Source organism: Streptomyces sp. NPDC054842 (genome assembly GCF_053611025.1).
The window spans coordinates 53,221-74,898 of the sequence record NZ_JBSGZN010000030.1 but is presented as its reverse complement, the minus strand read 5'-3'; the positions used below and the strand labels follow the sequence as shown (position 1 = coordinate 74,898).

General features: G+C 73.2%; 17 protein-coding genes. 9 read left to right on the top strand and 8 right to left on the bottom strand.

Going from position 1 to position 21,678, the window contains the following annotated elements:
- Positions 1-356: 356 nt before the first annotated feature.
- Together ACWGIS_RS23265 and ACWGIS_RS23260 are read left to right on the top strand one after the other, a co-directional pair.
- A complete protein-coding gene (locus tag ACWGIS_RS23265) occupies positions 357-1,391 on the top strand; it encodes a LacI family DNA-binding transcriptional regulator (protein WP_453364382.1) in 1,035 nt (344 codons plus the stop codon).
- A 108-nt stretch (positions 1,392-1,499) separates the two neighbouring features.
- Complete coding sequence (locus ACWGIS_RS23260; protein WP_453364381.1) at positions 1,500-2,369, top strand: phosphatase PAP2 family protein; 870 nt, start codon at positions 1,500-1,502, stop codon at positions 2,367-2,369.
- Between the two features lie 267 nt (positions 2,370-2,636).
- On the opposite strand, the gene ACWGIS_RS23255 is transcribed toward ACWGIS_RS23260, so the two are convergent.
- On the bottom strand, positions 2,637-5,633 hold the full coding sequence (locus ACWGIS_RS23255) for a bifunctional [glutamine synthetase] adenylyltransferase/[glutamine synthetase]-adenylyl-L-tyrosine phosphorylase (RefSeq protein WP_453364380.1): 2,997 nt from the start codon (positions 5,631-5,633) through the stop codon (positions 2,637-2,639).
- Between the two features lie 206 nt (positions 5,634-5,839).
- Between ACWGIS_RS23255 and ACWGIS_RS23250 the strand changes: the two genes are divergently transcribed.
- The 4 genes from ACWGIS_RS23250 (at position 5,840) to ACWGIS_RS23235 (ending at position 9,715) form a co-directional block, all read left to right on the top strand.
- Positions 5,840-6,280, top strand: a complete 441-nt coding sequence (locus ACWGIS_RS23250) for a VOC family protein (RefSeq protein WP_453364379.1) — start codon at positions 5,840-5,842, stop codon at positions 6,278-6,280.
- A gap of 111 nt (positions 6,281-6,391) precedes the next feature.
- Positions 6,392-7,279, top strand: coding sequence for an alkaline phosphatase family protein (locus tag ACWGIS_RS23245; RefSeq protein ID WP_453364378.1), 888 nt, complete (start codon positions 6,392-6,394; stop codon positions 7,277-7,279).
- Between the two features lies 1 nt (position 7,280).
- The gene (locus ACWGIS_RS23240) at positions 7,281-8,696 is read left to right on the top strand and encodes an MFS transporter (RefSeq protein ID WP_453364377.1); all 1,416 of its coding nucleotides are present in this window, start codon (positions 7,281-7,283) and stop codon (positions 8,694-8,696) included.
- Complete coding sequence (locus ACWGIS_RS23235) at positions 8,693-9,715, top strand: TolB family protein (RefSeq protein ID WP_453364376.1); 1,023 nt, start codon at positions 8,693-8,695, stop codon at positions 9,713-9,715. The genes ACWGIS_RS23240 and ACWGIS_RS23235 overlap by 4 nt, the downstream gene beginning before the upstream one ends.
- 45 nt (positions 9,716-9,760) lie before the next feature.
- On the opposite strand, the gene ACWGIS_RS23230 is transcribed toward ACWGIS_RS23235, so the two are convergent.
- The gene (locus ACWGIS_RS23230) at positions 9,761-10,702 is read right to left on the bottom strand and encodes an aminoglycoside phosphotransferase family protein (protein WP_453364375.1); all 942 of its coding nucleotides are present in this window, start codon (positions 10,700-10,702) and stop codon (positions 9,761-9,763) included.
- A gap of 125 nt (positions 10,703-10,827) precedes the next feature.
- Complete coding sequence (gene glnA, locus ACWGIS_RS23225) at positions 10,828-12,189, bottom strand: type I glutamate--ammonia ligase (protein WP_121403381.1); 1,362 nt, start codon at positions 12,187-12,189, stop codon at positions 10,828-10,830.
- A gap of 363 nt (positions 12,190-12,552) precedes the next feature.
- Here glnA and ACWGIS_RS23220 point away from each other — a divergent pair, with 363 nt between their 5' ends.
- The 3 genes from ACWGIS_RS23220 (at position 12,553) to ACWGIS_RS23210 (ending at position 16,234) form a co-directional block, all read left to right on the top strand.
- Positions 12,553-13,218, top strand: coding sequence for a DUF3105 domain-containing protein (locus tag ACWGIS_RS23220; RefSeq protein WP_453364374.1), 666 nt, complete (start codon positions 12,553-12,555; stop codon positions 13,216-13,218).
- Positions 13,215-13,847 (top strand): DUF305 domain-containing protein, encoded by a 633-nt coding sequence (locus tag ACWGIS_RS23215; RefSeq protein ID WP_453364373.1) that lies wholly within the window; start codon positions 13,215-13,217, stop codon positions 13,845-13,847. Before ACWGIS_RS23220 ends, ACWGIS_RS23215 begins: the two co-directional genes overlap by 4 nt.
- A gap of 446 nt (positions 13,848-14,293) precedes the next feature.
- Positions 14,294-16,234 carry a S53 family peptidase gene (locus tag ACWGIS_RS23210; RefSeq protein ID WP_453364372.1) on the top strand — a complete coding sequence of 647 codons (1,941 nt, stop codon included), beginning with the start codon at positions 14,294-14,296 and terminating at the stop codon, positions 16,232-16,234.
- A gap of 80 nt (positions 16,235-16,314) precedes the next feature.
- On the opposite strand, the gene ACWGIS_RS23205 is transcribed toward ACWGIS_RS23210, so the two are convergent.
- The 5 genes from ACWGIS_RS23205 to ACWGIS_RS23185 form a co-directional block, all read right to left on the bottom strand.
- Entirely contained in the window at positions 16,315-17,139 is an 825-nt protein-coding gene (locus ACWGIS_RS23205; protein ID WP_453364371.1) for an alpha/beta fold hydrolase, read from the bottom strand.
- On the bottom strand, positions 17,136-17,903 hold the full coding sequence (locus ACWGIS_RS23200; RefSeq protein ID WP_453364370.1) for a DUF998 domain-containing protein: 768 nt from the start codon (positions 17,901-17,903) through the stop codon (positions 17,136-17,138). Before ACWGIS_RS23200 ends, ACWGIS_RS23205 begins: the two co-directional genes overlap by 4 nt.
- Positions 17,904-18,370: 467 nt before the next feature.
- Positions 18,371-19,597: an MFS transporter gene (locus ACWGIS_RS23195; RefSeq protein ID WP_453364369.1), complete on the bottom strand. Its 1,227-nt coding sequence runs from the start codon at positions 19,595-19,597 to the stop codon at positions 18,371-18,373.
- Positions 19,598-19,742: 145 nt separating this feature from the next.
- Complete coding sequence (locus tag ACWGIS_RS23190) at positions 19,743-20,780, bottom strand: endonuclease/exonuclease/phosphatase family protein (protein ID WP_453364368.1); 1,038 nt, start codon at positions 20,778-20,780, stop codon at positions 19,743-19,745.
- A 222-nt stretch (positions 20,781-21,002) separates the two neighbouring features.
- Complete coding sequence (locus tag ACWGIS_RS23185; RefSeq protein WP_453364367.1) at positions 21,003-21,626, bottom strand: TetR/AcrR family transcriptional regulator; 624 nt, start codon at positions 21,624-21,626, stop codon at positions 21,003-21,005.
- Between the last annotated feature and the right edge of the window lie 52 nt (positions 21,627-21,678).

Below are 21,678 nucleotides of genomic sequence, written 5' to 3'. Positions count from 1 at the left end.
GCGTTGTAAGCGCCGCGAAAGAGCTTGCAGCAAAAAAGTGCAAGCACTGCCGAGAGTTACGTCCCCGTGACCTCACCGTTGCCGCCCGGGAACCCCGTACCGGGCCGATCAGCGGACTCCCGGGCCTCTGTGCAAGACTCTGCAAGCTCTTGCCACCGCTGCCGTATACGAGGATCATCGGCCCGTCAGCGCCTTGCAGGAGCCACCCCTTTCCCGCGGCGCACGCACGGGACGCCGAGCCGACCAGAACACGAGGGAGCCCGATGACGCAGCAGCCCGGAGCGAGCCGTTCAACCGGCCGCGCACGGCGCCTGGTTGGTGGGCAACGCGAGACCCGGCCGGTACAGTCCAATCCCGTGACCACACGGCTTGCCGACATCGCAGCCCAGGCGGGGGTCAGTGAGGCGACGGTCAGTCGCGTCCTGAACGGTAAGCCGGGCGTCGCCGCGACCACCCGCCAGTCCGTCCTGGCCGCCCTCGACGTGCTCGGCTACGAGCGGCCGGTGCGGCTGCGGCAGCGCAGCGAGGGCCTGGTCGGGCTGATAACCCCGGAGCTGGAGAACCCCATATTCCCGGCGCTGGCCCAGGTGATCGGGCAGGCGCTGACGCGACAGGGCTACACCCCGGTGCTGGCCACCCAGACCCCCGGCGGCTCCACCGAGGACGAGCTGACGGAGATGCTCGTCGACCGGGGCGTGGCCGGCATCATCTTCGTCTCGGGGCTGCACGCGGACACCTCCGCCGACATGCAGCGCTACGAGCAGTTGCGCGCCCGGGGCGTGCCGTTCGTCCTCGTGGACGGTTTCTCGCCGAAGGTGCAGGCCCCCTTCATCTCCCCCGACGACCGGGCGGCGATGAGCCTGGCGGTCACCCACCTCGTCTCGCTCGGCCACACCCGGATCGGTCTCGCCCTCGGCCCGAAGCGTTTCGTGCCGGTGCAGCGGAAGATCGAGGGCTTCGTGCGCACGATGCAGGAGCAGCTCGGCCTTCGCCCCGCGGAGATCGAGGAGCAACTGGTCCAGCACTCCCTGTACACGCTGGAGGGCGGACAGGCCGCCGCCACCGCCCTCATCGGGCGGGACTGCACGGCGGTGGTGTGCGCCAGCGACATGATGGCGCTCGGCGCGATACGCGCGGCCCGCCAGCTCGGCCTGGACGTGCCCAAGGGCATCTCCGTCGTCGGCTTCGACGACTCGCCCCTCATCGCCTTCACGGACCCGCCGCTCACCACCGTCCGCAAGCCGGTGCCGGCCATGGGCCAGGCCGCCGTGCGCACGCTGCTGGAGGAGATCGGCGGGACGCCCGCACCGCACAGCGAGTTCGTGTTCATGCCGGAACTGGTGGTCCGGGGTTCGACCGCCTCGGCGCCCGGGGACCGCGGTCGTCCCTGAGCGGGGCCACTCCCTGTACCCGGGACGGTGCGGGGAGCAGGAAATGCGGCCCGGACCCGACCAGGGGATCATCTGTGGGGGAAGGCTTTTCTGGCACACTCTGTCCCTATGGGTGAGACCACCGTGACGACACTGGAAGGCCGGAAGCAGGCCCCTCCCGCGTCCGCCGCGGACAGCACCGACGACCGCGCGGACCGGGCCCTGCTGCGCCGGCTGCGCGCCCCGCGGCGCCCCCGTCTCTGGTTCGAGATCCTGCTGATCGGCGTGAGCTACTGGACGTACTCGCTGATCCGCAACGCGGTCCCGGAGCAGCGGACGCAGGCGCTGCGCAACACCGACTGGCTCTGGCGGGTCGAGCAGACGCTCGGGATCGCCGTCGAGGAGTCGGTCAACCACACCGTGAACGCGGTGACATGGCTGATCGTCGGCATGAACTACTACTACGCGACGCTGCACTTCGTGGTGACGCTGGGTGTTCTGGTGTGGCTGTACCGCAGTCATCCCGGCCGGTACGCGGCGACGCGCACGGCGCTCTTCGCGACGACGGCGGTCGCCCTGGTCGGCTACTACTTCTTCCCGCTCGCGCCGCCCCGCCTGATGACCGGCAGCACCTTCGTCGACACGGTCCTGGTCCACCAGACGTGGGGTTCGATGGCCTCGGGCGACCTGAAGAACATGTCCAACCAGTACGCGGCGATGCCGTCGATGCACATCGGCTGGTCCCTGTGGTGCGGCCTCACGATCTTCGCCCTGGCCTCGGCGCCCTGGGCCCGCGTCCTGGGCCTCCTCTATCCGGCGGCCACCCTCGTGGTCATCGTCGCCACGGCCAACCACTTCTGGCTGGACGCGGTGGGCGGCGTCATCTGCCTGGCCTTCGGCTTCGCGGTCGCGGCCCTGTGGTACGGCGCCCTGCCGTACGCCCTGCCCCGCCGGGTGCCGGAGCCGGGCACGGCGCCCCGGCCACCGCTGCGGGCCTGACGGCGCCGCGGGTACGCCCGCGGGCCCCCGGGCGCCCGCGTCCGCCCCGGCTCGCTGGATCCGTCCCGCCCGCGTTCCAACGCCTGTGCCGGTCCCGCCCGCGCCCCGGCGTCCCGGGCGCGGCCCGCCCGCGTGCCAGCGGCCTGCGTGGGGCCCGCATCCGTCCCGGCGCGCTGTGTCGCCCGCGCCCCGGCGTCCTGCGCCCGGCCCGCCCGCGTGCCGGCGCCCTCCGGGCGGTCGGCTTCCAGGCCGTCGGCTTCCGGGCGGTCACCCTCCGTAGAACAGTTCGTCCACCACGGCGCGGGCCCGCCGTGTCGTGCGCCGGTAGCCCTCCAGCAGGTCTCCGACGTGGCCGGCCTCGTACCCCAGGTAGCGGCCCACGGCCGCCAGCTCCCGCCCGTCCGAGGGGAAGGTGTCCCCGGCCCGGCCGCGTACGAGCATCACCGCGTTGCGCACCCGCGTGGCCAGGACCCACGCCTCGTCCAGGATCCCGGCGTCCTCCTCGGACAGGAGCCCGGCGGCGGACGCGGCGGCGAGGGCGGCCCGGGTGCGCGTGGTGCGCAGCCCCGGCTCGGCGGCGCCGTGCCTGAGCTGGAGCAGCTGCACGGTCCACTCCACGTCGGACAGCCCGCCCCGGCCGAGCTTGGTGTGCAGGGTCGGGTCGGCGCCGCGCGGCATGCGCTCGGACTCCATCCGGGCCTTGAGCCGCCGGATCTCGCGTACGGCGTCGTCCCCGAGCCCGTCCGCCGGGTACCGGAGCGGGTCGATCAGCCCGATGAAACGGCGCCCCAGGTCCTCGTCGCCCGCGACCGGCTCCGCCCGCAGCAGCGCCTGCGACTCCCAGCCCAGGGACCAGCGGCGGTAGTAGGCCGCGTAGGACTTGAGGGTCCGCACCAGAGGCCCGGACTTGCCCTCGGGGCGCAGGTCGGCGTCGATGAGCAGCGGCGGGTCCGAGCTGGGCAGCTGGAGCAGCCGCCGCATCTCGGAGACCACGGTGTTCGCGGCGCGCGCGGCCTCCTGCTCGTCGGCGCCCTCGCGCGGCTCGTGCACGAACAGGACGTCCGCGTCGGAGCCGTAGTTGAGTTCGTGGCCGCCGAAGCGGCCCATGCCGATCACGGCGAAGCGGGTGGGCAGCGTCTCGCCCCAGGTGTCCCGGACGACGGCGCGCAGCGTCCCGGTGAGGGTCGCCGCCGTGAGGTCCGAGATGGCCGCGCCGACCCGGTCGACCAGGGCGCCCTGGTCGGCCACGGCGGGCGTCTCCTCGGTGCCGTACGAGGCGACGATGTCGGCGGCGGCCGTGCGGAACAGCTCGCGCCGACGGACCCCGCGCGCGGCCGTGACCGCCTGTTCGCCGCCGGAGGCGCGGCTCACCGCGGCGAGGATCTCCTGCTCCAGGTGGGCCCGGCTCCTGGCCTCCAGACCGCCGGCCGCGCCGTCGCCGAGCAGCGCGACCGCCTCCGGGGCACGCATCAGCAGGTCGGGGGCGAGACGTCCGGCGGACAGCACGCGTGCCAGGTTCTCGGCGGCGGCCCCCTCGTCGCGCAGCAGCCGCAGGTACCAGGGCGTCTTGCCCAGCGCGTCCGACACCTTGCGGAAGTTGAGCAGCCCGGCGTCCGGATCGGCGGAGTCCGCGAACCAGCCCAGCAGCACCGGCAGCAGGGTCCGCTGGATGGCGGCCTTGCGGGTGACGCCGGAGGCGAGGGCCTCCAGGTGCCGCAGGGCCGCGGCGGGGTCGGCGTACCCGAGGGCGACGAGCCGCTCGCGTGCCGCGCCCGGGCTCAACCGGGTCTCGCCGGGCGCGAGTTGGGCGACGGCGTCGAGCAACGGCCGGTAGAAGAGCTTCTCGTGGAGCCGGCGGACCACGGACGCGTGCCGTTTCCACTCGCGGTTCAGCTCGGTGACCGGGTCGGTGCGCAGCCCCAGCGAGCGTCCGATGCGCCGCAGGTCCGCCTCGCCCTCGGGCACGAGGTGGGTGCGCCGCAGCCGGTACAGCTGGATGCGGTGCTCCATGGAGCGCAGGAAGCGGTAGGCCGCGTCGAGCTGCACCGCGTCGGCGCGGCCCACGTACCCGCCGGCGGCGAGTGCCTTCAGGGCGTCGAGGGTGGTGCCGCTGCGCAGCGAGGTGTCGGCGCGCCCGTGCACCAACTGGAGGAGCTGCACGGCGAATTCGACGTCGCGCAGGCCGCCGGGACCGAGCTTCAGCTCGCGCTCGATCTCGGCGACGGGGATGTTCTCCACGACCCGGCGGCGCATCTTCTGCACGTCGGGGACGAAGTTCTCGCGCTCGGCGGCGTGCCAGACGAGGGGGGCCAGCGTCTCGACGTACTGCTCGCCGAGCGCGAGGTCCCCGGCCACCGGCCGGGCCTTCAGCAGGGCCTGGAACTCCCAGGTCTTGGCCCACCGCTGGTAGTAGGCGAGGTGGCTGCTGAGGGTCCGCACCAGGGGGCCGTTGCGCCCCTCGGGGCGGAGGTTGGCGTCGACGGGCCAGATGCTGCCCTCGACGGTGGTCTCGGAGCAGATCCGCATCATGTGCGAGGCCAGCCGGGTGGCGGCCTGGATCGCCTTGCCCTCGTCCGCCCCGTCGGCCGCCTCCCCGACGAAGATGACGTCGACGTCGGACACGTAGTTCAGCTCGTGGCCGCCGCACTTGCCCATCGCGACGACGGCGAGGCGGCACAGCGCCCCGTCGTCCGGTGCCGCGGCCCGTGCTATCGCGAGGGCGGCGCGCAGGGTGGCCGTCGCGAGGTCCGCGAGCTCGGCCGCGGTCTGGGCGACGTCGGTGGTGCCGCACACGTCACGGGCGGCGATGGACAGCAGGCAGCGCCGGTAGGCGACGCGCAGCGAGACGGGGTCGTCGGCCTCCGCCAGTCCCCGCTCGAACTCCTCCACGCCTGGGTGCAGGTCCCGCGGCTCGTACATGACGAGCGCCTGCCAGTCCTGCGGATGGCGGGCCAGGTGGTCGGCGAGCGCGGCGGAGGCGCCGAGCACGCCGAGCAGCCGGTCGCGCAGCGGCTTCGACGCGATGAGCGTGTCCAGCAGCTCGCGCTGCGCGGTATGGCCGTCCTGCGCCTCGACGAGCCGGACGAGGCCGAGCAGCGCGAGGTCCGGGTCGGCGGTGGCGCCCAGCGCGTCGAGCAGGACGGGATCGGCCCGCACGGGTGCCAGCTCGGCGCCGTCCAGGAGCCGCTCCGCCGCGGACGGGTCGGTGAAACCGTGCCGCAGCAGCCGAGTGAAGGTACTGCTTCTGCGCCCCGGCGCCGTCATCCTCGGCCTCCTGTCGGATCAAGGTCGTACGCATGTGAGCGTAACCGCACAGCGCGCGGGCGGCTCCGGGGGCGGTTTCGGGCGGACCGGGGGTGGTCACTTCGGCGCAAGCGGTGGCGCGGCGGCCCGCGGTCGGCTTCGGTGAGGGGGAGCCGTCCGGCCGGACGCACCGCGCCCGGCCGGCGTACGAGGAAGGGACGCATCCAGTGGACATGACCCTCGAAGTGATCGTGCTGCCGGTCTCCGACGTGGACCGGGCCAAGGAGTTCTACCGGGACAAGGTCGGCTTCCACGTCGATCTGGACGGCGAGGTGATGGAGGGGGTGCGGATCGTCCAGCTGACGCCGCCGGGCTCCGGCTGTTCCATCGCGCTCGTGGACGGGCTGCAGATTCCGACCGGGGCGCCGCAGGCGGGGACGTACCACGGCATGCAGCTGTGCGTGGAGGACGCCAAGGCGGCGTACGAGGAGCTCCGGGAGCGCGGGCTCGACGTCAGCGAGCCGCAGGCCTTCGCGCCGCAGGACGGTGCCACCTTCATGTACTTCACGGACCCGGACGGGAACGGCTGGGCGATCCAGGAGTACCGGCAGCGGGCGGCGAAGCCGCTGCACAAGCTGCTCACGGAGCTGGCGGCCGGGCGACAGTAGTTCACCCGCTCTTCACTCCTCGGGCCGGGGGACGTGGGTCACGGGAATGTTGGCGTGAGCATGCTCTGTCCGCACCGCTCTCGTCCTCGTCCCCCCAACCGGAGGTCTGAAGTGTCCGGCAGAATCGTGCACCGCCGCAGCCGCGCCCTCGTGGCGTCCGCCCTGGCCCTCGCCGCCGCCGCGGCCGGGCTCTGGACCGGGTTCGGCGGCTCGTCCACGGCGCAGGCCGCGGGCGTGGTCCCGACCCCGGACCACGTGGTCGTCGTGGTCTTCGAGAACCACGCCTACAGCCAGGTGATCGGCTCCTCCAGCGCCCCGTACATCAACTCGCTCAGGACCGGGGGCGCCAACCTCTCCCAGACCTACGCCGAGACCCACCCGAGCCAGCCCAACTACTTCGCCATGTTCTCCGGCTCCACGCAGGGCATCACCGACGACAGCTGCTACACGCCGGGCTTCTCCTCCGCCCCCAACCTGGCCTCCGAGCTGATCGCGGCGGGCAAGAGCTGGGCCAGCTACAACGAGACGCTGCCCAGCCAGGGCTCCACGACGTGCAGCAGCGGCTCGTACGCCCGCAAGCACAATCCGTGGTTCGGCTTCAGCAACGTGCCGACGTCCACGGCGAAGACGTTCGCCCAGTTCCCGACGGACTACACGACGCTCCCCAAGGTCTCCTTCGTCGTCCCCAACCAGTGCAGCGACATGCACGACTGCTCGGTGTCCACCGGCGACACCTGGCTGAAGAACAAGCTGGGCGCGTACGCGACCTGGGCGAAGACCCACAACAGCCTCCTCGTCGTCACCTTCGACGAGGACAACCGGCTCAGCGGCAACCGCATCCCGACGGTGTTCTACGGCCAGCAGGTGACCCCCGGCTCGACGTCGTCGACCACCTACAACCACTACGACCTGCTGCGCACCCTGGAGGACATGCACGGCCTCCCGCACGCGGGCAACGCGGCCTCCGCCAAGGACATCACCGGCATCTGGACGTCGTGACGTGTACGTAGCGGACAGCCGGGCCGGCACCCCGGCGACGGCGTCCGCGGAAGACGCCGCCCGGCCCCGCGCCGGGCGGCGTCGTGCCGCGGTCGCCCCCACGGTGCTCGCCCTCGGCACGGTCAGTCTGATCACCGACGTCTCCTCCGAGATGGTGACGGCGGTGCTGCCCCTGTACCTGGTGGCGGGCCTCGGCCTGTCACCGCTGGGCTTCGGGCTGCTCGACGGGATCTACAACGGCTTCTCGGCACTGGTACGGCTGGCCGGCGGGCATCTCGCCGACCGCGGGGGCGGCCGCCACAAGTGGGTCGCCGGCTTCGGCTACGGCCTCTCGGCGGCCTGCAAACCCCTGCTCCTGCTCGCCCACTCGCTGACCCCGATCGGCCTGGTCCTCGCCGCCGACCGGACCGGCAAGGGCCTGCGCACCGCGCCGCGCGACGCGCTGATCTCCCTGTCCAGCACCCCCGAGACGCGCGGCCGGGCGTTCGGCGTCCACCGCGCCATGGACACGGCGGGCGCCCTGCTCGGGCCGCTGGTCGCGTTCCTGATCCTGCGCGCCACGGTCGACGGCTACGACGCGGTGTTCACCGTCAGCTTCTGCGTGGCCGTGACGGGCGTGGTCGTCCTGGTCCTGTTCGTACCGGGGCACGCCTCCGCCGCACCCGGCGCCGTGCAGACGGCGCGGGCGGCCGGGGAGACGGCCAGGGCCGCCGGGAGGCAGGCGAGGGCGGCCGGGGAGACGGCAAGCGCCGCCGGGGAGACGGCGAAGGGCGCCGGGGAGACGGCGAGAGGCGCCGGACGTGCGATGCCCCCGCCCACGGTCCGTGCCGCCGTCGGGCTCCTGCGGGACCAGGGACTGCGGCGCATCACCGTGTGCGCGCTCCTGCTCGGCCTCGCGACGGTCAGCGACTCCTTCGTGTACCTGCTGCTCCAGCGGCGCCTCGGCGTACCAGACCGCTGGTTCGCGCTGCTCCCCCTCGGCACGGCGGCGGCCTTCCTCCTGCTGGCCGTGCCGCTCGGCCGGCTCGCGGACCGGGCCGGCCGGCGGCGGGTGTTCCTCGCGGGCCACGGCGCCCTGCTCCTCGCGTACGCGCTGCTGCTCTCCTCCTGGCACGGCACCGCCCTGCCGTACGCCGTGCTGCTCCTGCACGGCGGCTTCTACGCGGCCACCGACGGCGTGCTGATGGCCGCCGCGTCGGACAGCGTGCCCGAGGCGCTGCGCTCGTCGGGCCTGGCCCTCGTCCAGACCGGGCAGGCGCTCGCCCGGTTCGTCTGCTCGCTCGGCTTCGGCGCGGCCTGGACGGCGTGGGGCGACCGTACGGCGCTCACCGCCTCGGCCGTCCTGCTGGCCGTCTGCGCCCTGTGCTCGCTCGGCCTGCTGAGGCCGGCCGCGACGACCCCGGAAGGCCCCGCATGACCCTTCGCAGCCGCATCCTGGTGCTGGCCCTGTCGCTGCTCGTCCTGACCGGCGTCGCCACGGCGTCCGTCCTGCACGCCTCGGACCGCGCGGACCGCCGGGACCGGGCGCGGCCCGGCGGCCCGCGGATCACCGCGGGCACGGTCGCGCTGACCGGCGCGGGCGCCCGCATGGTGTTCCGGAACATGGCATGGGGCCCGCACCGCGACGAGCTGACCTCGGTCCGGGCGGCGGACCCGGCGGGCCCCCGGACGGCGTCCGGCGTGAAGTGCCTGCGCTTCCACGCCGCGGCGGGCACCGGGGTCTGCCTCCAGTCGGTCCGCGGCGCCGTCCAGGACACCTACCGGGCGGTGATCCTCGACGCCGGCCTGCGGGTGAGGGCCCGCTACGACGTGCCCGGCATCCCGTCCCGGGCGCGGGTCTCCCCGAGCGGCCGGTTCGCCGCCTGGACGGCGTTCGTGGGCGGCGACTCGTACGCGGGGACGAACTTCTCCACGCGCGCGGCGATCGTCGACACCCGCACGGGCCGGCTCACGCCCTCCCTGGAGACGTTCCGCGTCGTGCGGGACGGCCGCCCGTACCGGGCCGCCGACGTCAACTTCTGGGGCGTCACCTTCGCGGCCGACGACCGGCACTTCTACGCGACGCTGGCGACGAAGGGCAAGACCTACCTGGTCCGGGGCGACCTGCGCACCCGCACGGTCACCACGGTGCGCACGAACGTGGAGTGCCCGTCCCTCTCCCCCGACGGCACACGGATCGCCTTCAAGAAGCGGGTGCCGGGCCTCCCCGCGGACGCCCCCTGGCGCCTGTACGTCCTCGACCTCGCCACGCTGCGCGAGACCCCCCTCGCGGAATCCCGCAGCGTCGACGACCAGGCCCTCTGGCGGGACGACCACACCGTGGTCTACGCCCTGCCCGGCGACTACGGGGCCGACCTCTACGCGATCCCGTCCGACGGCACGGGACAGCCGCGGCGGGTCAGCACGGCGGCCGTCTCCCCGGCGTACCTGCCCTGACGGCCGGCCCCCGGCCCGCGTACGCGCGCGGACCGGGGGCCGGCCTCACCGCCCGCGCGCCGCCCCGGGGGCGCGGCCGCCGTCCCGGCCGACGTCCTCCAGCACCGCCCGGACGACGTGCCGGGCGTTGCGGGCCATCGACTCGTTCGTCGTGCGGTACGCCGGCAGGGCGATCAGGGCCTGGGAGAGCGTGCGGGCCCGGCCGCGGGTCCAGGACGCGTCGTCCACGCCGAGGGCCGCGCGGAAGACCTTCCTGCCCTCGGCCGGCAGCAGGTTCCAGGCCGGGAACAGGTCGCAGGCCGGGTCGCCGCGTCCCAGGCACCCGAAGTCGATCACCGAGGTGAGCCTGCCCGCGTCGACCAGCAGGTTGCCGGGCATCAGGTCGGCGTGCAGCCACACGGGCGGCCCGTCCCAGGCCGGGGTTCGCAGGGCGTCCTCCCACACGGCGGTCACCGCGTCGCAGTCGACGCCCTCCTCGGGGATCGCGCGGAGCGCCTCGACCGCCGCCCGCGTGTCCTCGTCGAGCGAGGAGAGGGAGCCGCCGCGGTGGGCGGCCGGCGCGTCCGGCAGGGTCACCGCGCGCATCGCGGTCACGAACGCCGCCAGGTCCTCGGCCAGCCGCTCGGGTGCGCTCAGCGCCCCCGCCTCGGGGTTCTTCCCGGGCAGCCACCGGTACACCGACCAGGGGTACGGATACCCCTCGGCCGGCTCCCCGGCGCCCAGCACCTCGGGGACGGCCACCGGCAGCAGCGGCGCGAGGCGGGGCAGCCACTCCCGCTCCGCGGACACGTCACCGACGCCGCCCTCGGCCAGCGGCAGCCGTACGACCATGGCGTCCCCGAGCCGGAACATGGCGTTGACGGTCCCCCCGGACGGAACCCGCTCGACCGGCAACCGGGCCCACCGCGGGAACCGCCCGGCCACGAGCCGCCGCACGAGCCCCACGCCGACGCCGACGCCGACGGGATGCCTCTCCCCTGCACTCATGGGGCGCATCCGACCGCAGCCACGGACGGGGCGTCAAACACTTTCCAGACGTGGAAGGGCCGACGGTCGGTGACCGTCGGCCCTTGGACAACACTCCGGCGGAGAACTCCACCGCGCCCCGGTTACTACAGCACCGGCAGGTTCTTCCGCAGCTCGAAGGCCGTGACCTCGCTGCGGTACTCCTCCCACTCGCTCTTCTTGTTGCGGAGGAAGAAGTCGAAGACGTGCTCGCCGAGGGTCTCGGCGACGAGTTCGCTGCGCTCCATGAGCGTCAGGGCCTCGCCCAGGTTCTGCGGGAGGGGCTCGATGCCCAGGGCGCGGCGCTCGGCGTCGCGCAGGGCCCACACGTCGTCGTCGGCGCCCGGCGGGAGCTCGTAGCCCTCCTCGATGCCCTTGAGACCGGCGGCCAGCAGCAGGGCGTAGGCGAGGTAGGGGTTCGCGCCGGAGTCCAGGGAGCGGACCTCGACGCGGGCCGAGCCGGTCTTGCCGGGCTTGTACATCGGGACGCGGACCAGCGCCGAGCGGTTGTTGTGGCCCCAGCAGATGTACGAGGGGGCCTCGCCGCCGGCGCCCGCGGTGCGCTCCGAGCCGCCCCAGATGCGCTTGTAGGAGTTCACCCACTGGTTCGTGACCGCGGAGATCTCCGCCGCGTGCCGCAGCAGGCCCGCGATGAAGGAGCGGCCGACCTTGGAGAGCTGGTACTCCGAGCCGGACTCGTAGAACGCGTTGCGGTCGCCCTCGAAGAGGGAGAGGTGGGTGTGCATGCCCGAGCCCGGGTACTCCGAGAACGGCTTCGGCATGAAGGTGGCCTGCACGCCCTGCTCCAGCGCCACCTGCTTCATGATCAGCCGGAAGGTCATGATGTTGTCGGCCGTGGAGAGCGCGTCGGCGTAGCGCAGGTCGATCTCCTGCTGGCCGGGGGCGCCCTCGTGGTGGCTGAACTCGACCGAGATGCCCATCGACTCCAGCATCGTGATGGCCTGGCGCCGGAAGTCCTGGCCCACGTTCTGCGGGGTGTGGTCGAAGTAGCCGGAGTTGTCGGCGGGGGTGGGCCGCGAGCCGTCCAGCGGGCGGTCCTTCAGCAGGAAGAACTCGATCTCGGGGTGCGTGTAGAAGGTGAACCCGAGGTCGGAGGTCTTGGCGAGGGCACGCTTGAGGACGTAGCGGGGGTCCGCGAAGGACGGCGAGCCGTCCGGCATGAGGATGTCGCAGAACATCCGGGCGGTCCCCGGGGCCTCGGCACGCCACGGCAGCACCTGGAACGTCGACGGATCCGGCTTCGCGATCATGTCGGACTCGTAGACCCGGGCGAAGCCCTCGATCGCCGAGCCGTCGAACCCGATGCCCTCGTCGAACGCCTGCTCCAGCTCGGCCGGAGCCACGGCCACCGACTTCAGGAAGCCGAGCACGTCCGTGAACCAGAGGCGTACGAACCGGATGTCACGCTCCTCCAGTGTCCGGAGCACGAACTCCTGCTGCTTGTCCATCTTCCGCTTCCACCCATCCTTGCCGGTCAGGCCGCCTGCTCCCACGCCTCGGGGACGATCGGGGCACATGAGCATCCCACCACAACACCATTTCGTGCGCGTTGCGGACCTTGATCGGCAGACCGACCATGGATGGAACGCCTCGTGCACGGCAGGTGTACTGCGCTGCTGCCCATACTGCCTGCTCACCCGGGTCCGGCGATACCGAGGAGCGGCCCTGGACGGGCTCCGGGCCGGGCCGGTGGTCGGCGGCACCGGGCACCTTCGGACATTCCCGCGACCTCCCTCCATACCCCGCCCCCGTTCCCACTACGATCAGCAAACCCGTCCGTCCCGCAACCACCAGCCCCCGAAGGACTCGCCATGGGTTCCGCCAAGAACAGCTCCAACACCTCGCGCAAGGCGCGGATAGAGGAGATGCGTCGCGCAGACCGCTCACGCGAGCGCCGCAACCGGATCCTCACGATCGGCGCGAGCGTGGTGATCGTCGCGGGTCTCGTCGCCGGCGGCACCTACCTCGTCACGTCGCAGTCCGACAAGGACAGCTCGGCGAGCGACTCCAAGGGGACGTCGGGCCACTTCGTGACCGGCAAGGACGGCGTGAAGACCTGGAAGGGCACCCTGGGCCGCACTCACGTCACCAAGACGGTGAAGTACCCGATGGAGCCGCCGGTCGGCGGCGACCACAACCAGGTGTGGATGAACTGCAACGGCGACGTCTACACCGAGCCGGTCGGCAACATGAACGCCGTGCACTCGCTGGAGCACGGCGCGGTCTGGGTCACGTACAACGACAAGGCCTCCGACGCCGACGTCAAGGCGCTCGCGGCGAAGGTCAAGAAGACGCCGTACACGCTGATGAGCCCGGTCCGGGACCAGAAGGACCCGATCATGCTCAGCGCGTGGGGCAAGCAGCGCACGGTGACCGGCGCGGGCGACCCGGCCGTCGACACGTTCTTCTCCACGTTCGTGCAGGGCAAGCAGACGCCCGAACCGGGTGCCGCGTGCACCAACGGCCTGTCGAAGTGAGCCGGAGGACACGGACGGGCTGGATCGCCGGGACCGCGGCGGCCGTGCTGGTGGCCGCGGGGGCGATCACGTACGCGGTCGCCGACGGCGGGGACTCCGGCCCGGGGACGCCCGCCGCGGACTCCGCGGACGCGGGTTTCGCGCGGGACATGGCCGTCCACCACCAGCAGGCCGTCGAGATGTCGTACATCGTGCGCGACCGCACCGACGACGAGGAGGTGCGGCGCCTCGCCTACGACATCGCGCAGACGCAGGCGAACCAGCGCGGGATGCTGCTCGGCTGGCTCGACCTCTGGGACCTGCCGAAGGTCTCCGCCGACCCGCCGATGACGTGGATGGACATGGGCGGCATGGCCTCCGGCAAGGACGGCGCGCTGATGCCGGGCATGGCGACCGACACGGAGCTGGACCGCCTCGGCAAGGAGAACGGCAAGACCGCCGAGATCACCTATCTGCGGCTGATGTACGCCCACCACGCGGGCGGTGTGCACATGGCCGAGGGCTGCGTGCGCCGGTGCGAGGTCGGCGTCGAACGCCGGCTGGCCAAGGGCATGGTCGCGGGCCAGCGGTCCGAGATGGACCTGATCACCGACCTCCTGAAGGCGCGCGGCGCCACACCGCCGGACTGACCGGCCGTCGGAGTGACCGGCGGCCGGGACGACCGGCCGCGCTCGGACCCCCTCCGCTCCGGCTCTCTCCGCTCCGACTCCCGCTGGCGGGCGCTCCGTCGTCCGGCGCCCGTCGCCCGGTGCCTCCGGACCGGTGACGGGTTTCTCGCCGGTGCCTCGGACCGGTGACGGATGCGTTCCACCGGCGCCCGGCGACCGGTGACCGGCGACCGGTGCGCAGCGACCGGACTCCGGTGCGCAAGACCGTACATGACGGGCATCGTCGCCCAATTCCCTTACGCATACGGTCCCTTGGGGTCTTCTTGGCCCTCGCATTCCCCTGGCATGAACGGTTCGTCGCGAGAGTGAGCCCAGCGTGATCCATTCCCTGTGCACCTATCAGCACGGGGGTCTACGCGGATCACGACCGGCCACTACATGCGACGAACCGCATCGCAGGGGGTTCAATGAGATCCAACCGCGCCACAGCGCGCGCCGGAGTGAGCCTGGCGGCGACACTGCCGCTCCTCGCCGGCGCACTGGCGCTCGGCATACCCGCGGCCCAGGCCGCGGACGGCCCGGGCCGCGACACCCTCACGGGCACCCGGCCCGCCTGGGCCACGGCCGCCGCGGACAAGGGGGCCACCTCCGACAGCTCCCAGGTGTCCGCCCGCGTCCATCTCGCCGGCCGCGACGCCTCCGGCCTGGCCGCGTACGCCGAAGCCGTGTCCGACCCCGGGTCGGCCTCGTACGGCAGGTACCTGAGCGCGAAGCAGGCGCAGGCCCGCTTCGGCGCCACGAAGGCGCAGGTCGCCGCCGTGACCTCCTGGCTGGAGTCGGCGGGCCTGAAGGTCACCGGCACGACGCGGCACTACGTCTCCGTGACCGGTGACGTGGCGGCCGCCGAGAAGGCGTTCGGCACGCAGCTGCACAACTACGCCAAGGGCGGCAAGACCTACCGGGCGCCGTCGCGGACGGCCTCCGCGCCGGCCGCCCTGAACGGCGCCGTGCTCACCGTCACCGGGCTGGACAACGCCCCGCACAAGGCGACCCACCAGGACCAACTGCCGCCGCCGGACGCGGTGTTCCGCAACGCCGGGCCGTTCTCCTCGTACCACGGCTCCAACATCGCGAGCACGCTCCCGGACGCCTACGGCAAGAAGATCCCCTACGCCGTCAAGGGGTACACCGGCAAGCAGCTGCGCGCCGCCTACGGGGCGGGCACCCGTACCGGCAAGGGGGTGCGGGTCGCCATCACCGACGCGTACGCCTCGCCGACCATCGCGTTCGACGCGGCCACCTACGCGAAGAAGCACGGTGACGCCAAGTACGTCAGCGGTCAGCTGCGTCAGGTGCTGCCCGGGAAGTACACGAAGACCGAGGAGTGCGGGGCCGCCGGCTGGTACGGCGAGGAGACCCTCGACGTCGAGGCCGTGCACGCGGTCGCCCCCGGCGCGGACATCACGTACGTGGGTGCCGCCTCCTGCTACGACGACGATCTGCTCGACTCGCTGAACAAGATCGTCGACGGGCACCTGGCCGACATCGTCTCCAACTCCTGGGGCGACATCGAGGCCAACGAGACGCCGGACATCGCGGCGGCCTACGACCAGGTCTTCCAGTTCGGCGCCGTCGAGGGCATCGGCTTCTACTTCTCCTCCGGCGACAACGGCGACGAGGTCGCCAACACCGGCACGAAGCAGGTCGACACCCCGGCCAACTCGGCCTGGGTGACCGCGGTCGGCGGCACCTCGCTGGCGGTCGGCAAGGACGACAAGTACCTCTTCGAGACCGGCTGGGGCACCGAGAAGGCCGCCCTCGCGGAGGACGGCGGGAGCTGGACGGGCTTCCCCGGCGCGTTCACCTCGGGCGCGGGCGGCGGCACCAGCCGGACCGTCCCGCAGCCCTTCTACCAGAAGGGCGTCGTGCCGGACGCGCTCGCCCACGCGAACGGCACGACCGCGATGCGGACCGTGCCGGACATCGCGGCGATCGCCGACCCCAACACCGGCTTCAAGGTCGGCCAGACGCAGACCTTCCCGGACGGTTCGCAGCAGTACGACGAGTACCGGATCGGCGGCACCTCGCTGGCCGCGCCGGTGATCGCCGCCGTCCAGGCGCTGGCCCAGGAGGCGCGCGGCGGCAAGGCGATCGGCTTCGCCAACCCGTCGGTCTACGCCAAGTACGGCTCGAAGGTCTACCACGACGTCACGGACAACCCGACGGGGTCCGGACTCGCCGTGGCGCGGGTCGACTTCGCCAACGGCTACGACGCGTCGGAGGGCCTCCTCACCTCCGTCCGCAGCCTCGGCAAGGACAGCTCCCTGAAGGCCGTGAAGGGCTACGACGACGTCACCGGCGTCGGCTCGCCCGCCGCGGGTTACGTGAACTCGTACCGAGTCCACTGACGTTCCGTCACCCCCCGTGCGCCCGCCCCTGGATGAGGGGCGGGCGTCGGTGTTCACCGGGCCCTCGTGCAGGGGCCGGCTCACGCGGATTGGGTGGTGAGTACCGCCTCCGCGACGTCCTCGGGGCGGTCCAGCATCAGGAGGTGGCCGGCGGGGCGGCGGGTGACGCGGAAGGCCGCGTCCAGCCGTGCCGCCAGGGCCCGTTGGCGGTCGATCCACCGTCCGGAGCCGGTCGCCAGGACGGTGACCGGGATGTCCGGCAGGGGCACGTGCCGCCGCAGGACGTCCAGCCGGACCGCCTCGTCGCGGTAGGTGGCGTTCTCGGCCAGGACCGCGTGCAGGGAGCGGCTCGTGGTGTACGCGCCCCGGACGAGGCCGTACGGAGCCGGGTCGCCGCCTCTCAGCCGTCCGGCCCGGACCGCCGCGCGGCGCAGGGGCGCTCCCAGGGCCCGGGGGACGCCCGCCGCGGCCAGGAACGTGCCGCACGCGCGCGTACCGGCGTCCCGTACCGCACGGGCCGCCCGGGGGCGCGGTTCCTCCTCCACGCTGGTGTCGAGCAGGACGAGTCCCGCCGTACGCGCCGGGAGGAGCCGGGCGAACGCCTCCGCGTGGAAGCCCGCGAGGCTGTGTCCGGCGACGGTCACCGGGGCGGTGATCCCCAGCCCGTCCAGGACGTGCGCGATGCGCCGCGCCTCGGCGTCCAGGGTGGGCCACGTCCGCGCGGGTCCACTGAGTCCCAGGCCGGGGCGGTCGAAGCGGACGACCGTGCGGTGCGGGGCGAGCAGGGGCACGACCGGGTCCCAGTCGAACCAGCACAGGCCGAGGCCGGCACTGAGGACGCAGACGGGGCCGTCGCCGTCCACCCGGACGTGGTGGGGCACGCCGTCGATGCGCAGGAAGGTCATCGGGCCGCCGCCCGCGTCGGCTCCGGGGCGGGCGCGCTCCGGGCCGGTAAGGCGGGTCCCGGCGCTTGCCGGTGCCGAAGGACCGTGAACGCGAGCGTCCCGAACCACAGCGTCAGGAGGCCGAGTTGGAGGCGCTGGGCGATGCCCAGGGACCAGTTGCCGTGGCCCCCTTCCAGCGCGGCGACTGCGGCGAGGGTCCAGGCCGTGGCGGCCAGTTCGAGGACGACGAGGGGCGGGCCCAGTCGGGCCAGCGCTGTGGCGGGGGTGTGGCGGCGGGCCGCGTGGGTGAGGGCCGCCATGGCGACGAGGACGGCGCACACCGCGAGGGTGCTGCTCGTCGCGTGCGCGGTGTGGGTCACCGGGACGAGTCCCGCGTGCTCCCGCTGGGCGCACAGGCGGTCCACCGTCGGCGCGCAGCTCAGCGGCAGCCGTGAGTCCACGGCGGTGGCGATGCCGAACAGCACGACGGCCGCCCAGCCCGCGGTCGCCCACCGGCCGCCGGGCGGCAGCCGCAGCAGCGCCCACAGGCCGCCGGCCCACAGGAGCACCCCGGCGACCAGGTCCGTCGTGCGGAACAGGCCGCCGAATGGCTGGTCCCGGGCGGCCAGTTCACTGACGTACGTCCGCTCCTTCGCGAGCTCCGTCGGCAGGACGACCTCCAGCGCCCAGGCGCCGTACGCCACGATGCCCAGCCCGACGAGCAGGGCGACGGCTCGGGAGTCCCGCCGGTCACCGCGGTCGCTTCTGAAGGAGGCCGTCGTCATGCGTCACATGATCGACCGAATGGCGGCGGGGGGCATGCCGGGCGGGGCCGTCCTGGTTGCCGGCGCAGCAAGCCAGGACCGCCCGCAGACGCCGTACGGCGGGAGGGGACGGGGCGGTACATCAGATGCCTGTCGCGGGGTTGGCGCGTAGCTCAGGGGACCCGGCAACGGACCTGGGTGCCTGCCCCGCGACAGGCGGATGTACCGCCCCGGCCCCGCCCCGCGGCCCCCGTCCGCGCCCGCCGTCCGCCCATCCGATTCCCCGAGCTCGTCCGACGGACGGGAGGAGAATATTCAGCCCGCCCGGCGACTGAGGACGAGCGCGCCGGCACGAAGGGGGCGCGGCCCACAGGGCCGGGACCCGGACCCGGCACGGCGGGGCACCGCCCACCCGGAGACCCCGCGGCCCCGACGCAGGCAGGCCGGGGTCCACCGAACCCCGGCCAAGGTCCCCGCCCTCGGGGGTGTCAGCGTCGCGCCGACTCCGCGGGCCGGGGAACGTGCGTCGCCACGAGGCGGCCTGCCGCGGACCCGTCGGAGACGAGGGCGCGTCGGCGGTCCACGGCGTAGGCCACCGCCGCGACCCCCAGCCCCAGCACCGCGAGCATCGCGCCCGCGACCGCGGGCGACGTCGCGCCGAAGCCCGCCGCGAGGGCGAGTCCGCCGATCCAGGCGCCGCCGGCGTTCGCGAGGTTGAAGGCCGCCTGGTTGGCGGAGGAGGCCAGGGACGGGGCCGCGGAGGCCTTCTCCATGACCATCAGCTGGAGCGGCGAACCGGTGACGAACGCCGCCGTGCCGAGCAGGGTGACCCCGACGGCCGCGCTCCACTGGGCGCCCATCAGCAGCGGGAAGAGGGCCAGGACGGCGACGAGGGACGCGAGACCGCCGAACAGGGTCCCCCGCAGCGAGTGGTCGGCGAGGCGTCCGCCCAGCAGGTTGCCCGCCGTCGCTCCGACGCCGAAGAGGGCGAGCAGCAGCGTGACGCTGCCGTCGGCGTACCCGGCGGCGTCCGTGAGCATCGGGGTGATGTAGCTGTACGCGGAGAACAGCGCGCCGAAGCCCGCGACGGTGGTGCCGAGGGCGAGCCAGACGGGCAGGGAGCCCAGCGCGGCCAGCTCGCCGCGCAGGCCGCCGGCCGGGGCGTGGGCGTGATCGCGGGGGATCAGCAGCGCCAGCGAGGCTATGGCGGCCACGCCGATCACGCTGACGCCGAGGAACGTGGCGCGCCAGCCGAGGTGCTGCCCCATGAGCGTGGCGACGGGCACGCCGGCGATGTTGGCGACGGTCAGTCCGAGGAACATCAGCGAGACGGAGCGGGCCTTGCGCTCGGGGGCGACCAGTCCGGTGGCGACGACGGCGCCGACTCCGAAGAAGGCGCCGTGCGGCAGGCCGCTGAGGAAGCGGGCCGCCAGGAGCCAGTGGTGGTCGGGGGCGAAGGCGGACAGCGCGTTGCCGACGACGAAGAGGCCCATCAGCGCGATGAGGACCGTGCGGCGGGACATCCGGGAGGTGACGGCGGCCAGCAGCGGCGCGCCGATGACGACGCCCAGGGCGTACGAGGAGACCAGGTGGCCGGCGGTGGGGATGGAGACGTGGAGGTCGTCCGCGACGTCGGGCAGGAGGCCCATCATCACGAACTCGGTGGTGCCGATGCCGAAGGCGCCCACGGCGAGGGCGAGCAGGGCCAGGGGCATGAGGGGCCTTTCAGAGGAACGGGGGCGCGCGCGGACTCGTGGGGGACACGTCCGCGCGCAAGGTCGTGCCCGTGCACACCGCTGTGCACGGGCAGCATAAGTTCAGTCTAGGAACAAACTCTTCCAGGCCCAGTATTCCAGGAGGTTACGAGGCGGTTGCGTCCACCTTGACGCGTGCGGCGACGGGCAGGTGGTCGCTGCCGGTGCCGGGCAGCGTCCAGGACGTCACCGGCTCGATGCCCTTGACCATGATCTGGTCGATGCGGGCCATCGGGAACGACGCGGGCCAGCTGAAGCCGAAGCCGCTGCCCGCCGCGCCCTGGGTGGAGCGCATCTGCGCGGTGACGGCGTTCAGCGCGCGGTCGTTCATGGTGCCGTTGAGGTCGCCGAGCAGGACGACCCGCCGCACCGGTTCACCGGCGATCGCCTCGCCCAGCGCGTCGGCGCTCTTGTCCCGCTGGCGGGCGGTGAACCCGGCCTCCAGTTTCACCCGCACCGAGGGCAGGTGGGCGACGTACACCGCGACCTGCCCGGCCGGCGCCGTCACGGTCGCCCGCATGGCGCGCGTCCAGCCCAGCTTGATGTCCACGGGCCCGGCGCCGCTCAGCGGGTACTTGCTCCACAGCCCGACGGTGCCCTGCACCGAGTGGTACCGGTACGTGGCGGCGAGCGCCTTCTCGTACACGGGGACCGCCGAGGCCGTCAGCTCCTCTAGGGCGACCACGTCGGCGCCGGAGGCGGCCACGTCGCGCGCGGTGCCGTCGGGGTCCGGGTTGTCGGCGTTCACGTTGTGGGTGACGACGGTCAGGTCCCCGCCGCCGCCGGTCTTGTCGGAGAGCAGCCCGCCGAACAGGTTCAGCCAGACGACCGCGGGCAGCAGCACGGCGATCAGGGCCGTCGCCGACCTGCGGACCACCGCGAGGACCAGCAGCACCGGCACGAAGACGCCCAGCCAGGGCAGGAAGGTCTCGGTGAGGCTGCCCAGGTTGCCGAACCGGTTGGGGATCTGCGCGTGCAGCAGCATGACCAGGGCGAAGAGCACCGCGAGGGCGGCGAGGACCAGACCGCGCCGCCAGATGCGGGGGTCGCCGCGCCACTCGTCCCGCAGGCGTCGAAGCCGGGATCCTCGGCGCTCGGGCCCCGAGCCGCCGCTGCCCGTCTCCGTCACATACGCCTGCGCCATACCCTCGCCTCACAACTTGCCGTGCACACCGTCTGTCCCGCGCCTACGACCCTAGGGGATGACCGGTGCCCTTTCCGCCGTCCTGGGACGGCCGTACGGGCACGAGGACGAACAACTCGGCGTCAGGAGTTCCGTATAGCGCTCTCCCGCCGGTCCTCTGTGACGAAACACGCACATTCGGGCAAGTCGTTGCCCGATGAACTACCGCGCGGGAGGCGGGAACTACGGCGCGGGCGGCCGCAGTCCCGTGAGCACGGTGTCGACGATCCGCTCCGCGAGACCGTCGGGCAGCTCCGCCTCGGGCCGCATGAGGGCGCGCACCAGCATCGGGCCGACGACGATGTCGTTGAGGAGCTCCACGTCGACGTCGTCGCGGAGTTCACCGCTGAGCTGCCCGCGGCGCAGCACCTCGAAGGCGAGTCTGCGCCGCGGTTCGATGACCATCGCGTGGTACGCCGCCCAGACCCGGGGGCTGCTCTTCATCTGCGCGTACACGTTGTGCAGGATCGCCGACGAGCGGTTGACGAGGCCGCGCCGGCGCAGCGCCTCGACCAGGACGACGAGGTCGTCGCGCATCGAGGTGCCGGGCAGTTCCGGTTCCGGGGGTTCGGCGGCGCGCAGGACGTCGACGAAGAGTTCCTCCTTGCCGCGCCAGCGACGGTAGATGGTCGCCTTGCCGACCCCCGCGGTCCGGGCGACCCGCTCGATGGAGACCTCCCCCAGCGGGACGCCCTCCTCCAGCAGCTTCATCACGCCCTCGACGATGGCGCGTTCCACCGCCTCGCTGCGGGGGCGGCCCCGGGAGACGGGTCCGTCCTGCCCGGCTCTGCTGTCCGCGAGGCTCACGTCGACTCCGTTTCTCCGTTGCGCTGGGGGTGATTCTCCCTGATGCGGGGCC

What these genes read in the sequence shown, in the direction of transcription:
- ACWGIS_RS23220 (WP_453364374.1), top strand. Translation starts at nt 12,553, where the DNA reads ATGGGTTCCGCCAAGAACAGCTCCAACACCTCGCGCAAGGCGCGGATA.
- ACWGIS_RS23205 (WP_453364371.1), bottom strand. Translation starts at nt 17,139, where the DNA reads ATGACCTTCCTGCGCATCGACGGCGTGCCCCACCACGTCCGGGTGGAC.
- ACWGIS_RS23190 (WP_453364368.1), bottom strand. Translation starts at nt 20,780, where the DNA reads ATGGCGCAGGCGTATGTGACGGAGACGGGCAGCGGCGGCTCGGGGCCC.
- glnA (WP_121403381.1), bottom strand. Translation starts at nt 12,189, where the DNA reads ATGGACAAGCAGCAGGAGTTCGTGCTCCGGACACTGGAGGAGCGTGAC.
- ACWGIS_RS23200 (WP_453364370.1), bottom strand. Translation starts at nt 17,903, where the DNA reads ATGACGACGGCCTCCTTCAGAAGCGACCGCGGTGACCGGCGGGACTCC.
- ACWGIS_RS23260 (WP_453364381.1), top strand. Translation starts at nt 1,500, where the DNA reads ATGGGTGAGACCACCGTGACGACACTGGAAGGCCGGAAGCAGGCCCCT.
- ACWGIS_RS23210 (WP_453364372.1), top strand. Translation starts at nt 14,294, where the DNA reads ATGAGATCCAACCGCGCCACAGCGCGCGCCGGAGTGAGCCTGGCGGCG.
- ACWGIS_RS23195 (WP_453364369.1), bottom strand. Translation starts at nt 19,597, where the DNA reads ATGCCCCTGGCCCTGCTCGCCCTCGCCGTGGGCGCCTTCGGCATCGGC.
- ACWGIS_RS23255 (WP_453364380.1), bottom strand. Translation starts at nt 5,633, where the DNA reads ATGACGGCGCCGGGGCGCAGAAGCAGTACCTTCACTCGGCTGCTGCGG.
- ACWGIS_RS23235 (WP_453364376.1), top strand. Translation starts at nt 8,693, where the DNA reads ATGACCCTTCGCAGCCGCATCCTGGTGCTGGCCCTGTCGCTGCTCGTC.
- ACWGIS_RS23230 (WP_453364375.1), bottom strand. Translation starts at nt 10,702, where the DNA reads ATGAGTGCAGGGGAGAGGCATCCCGTCGGCGTCGGCGTCGGCGTGGGG.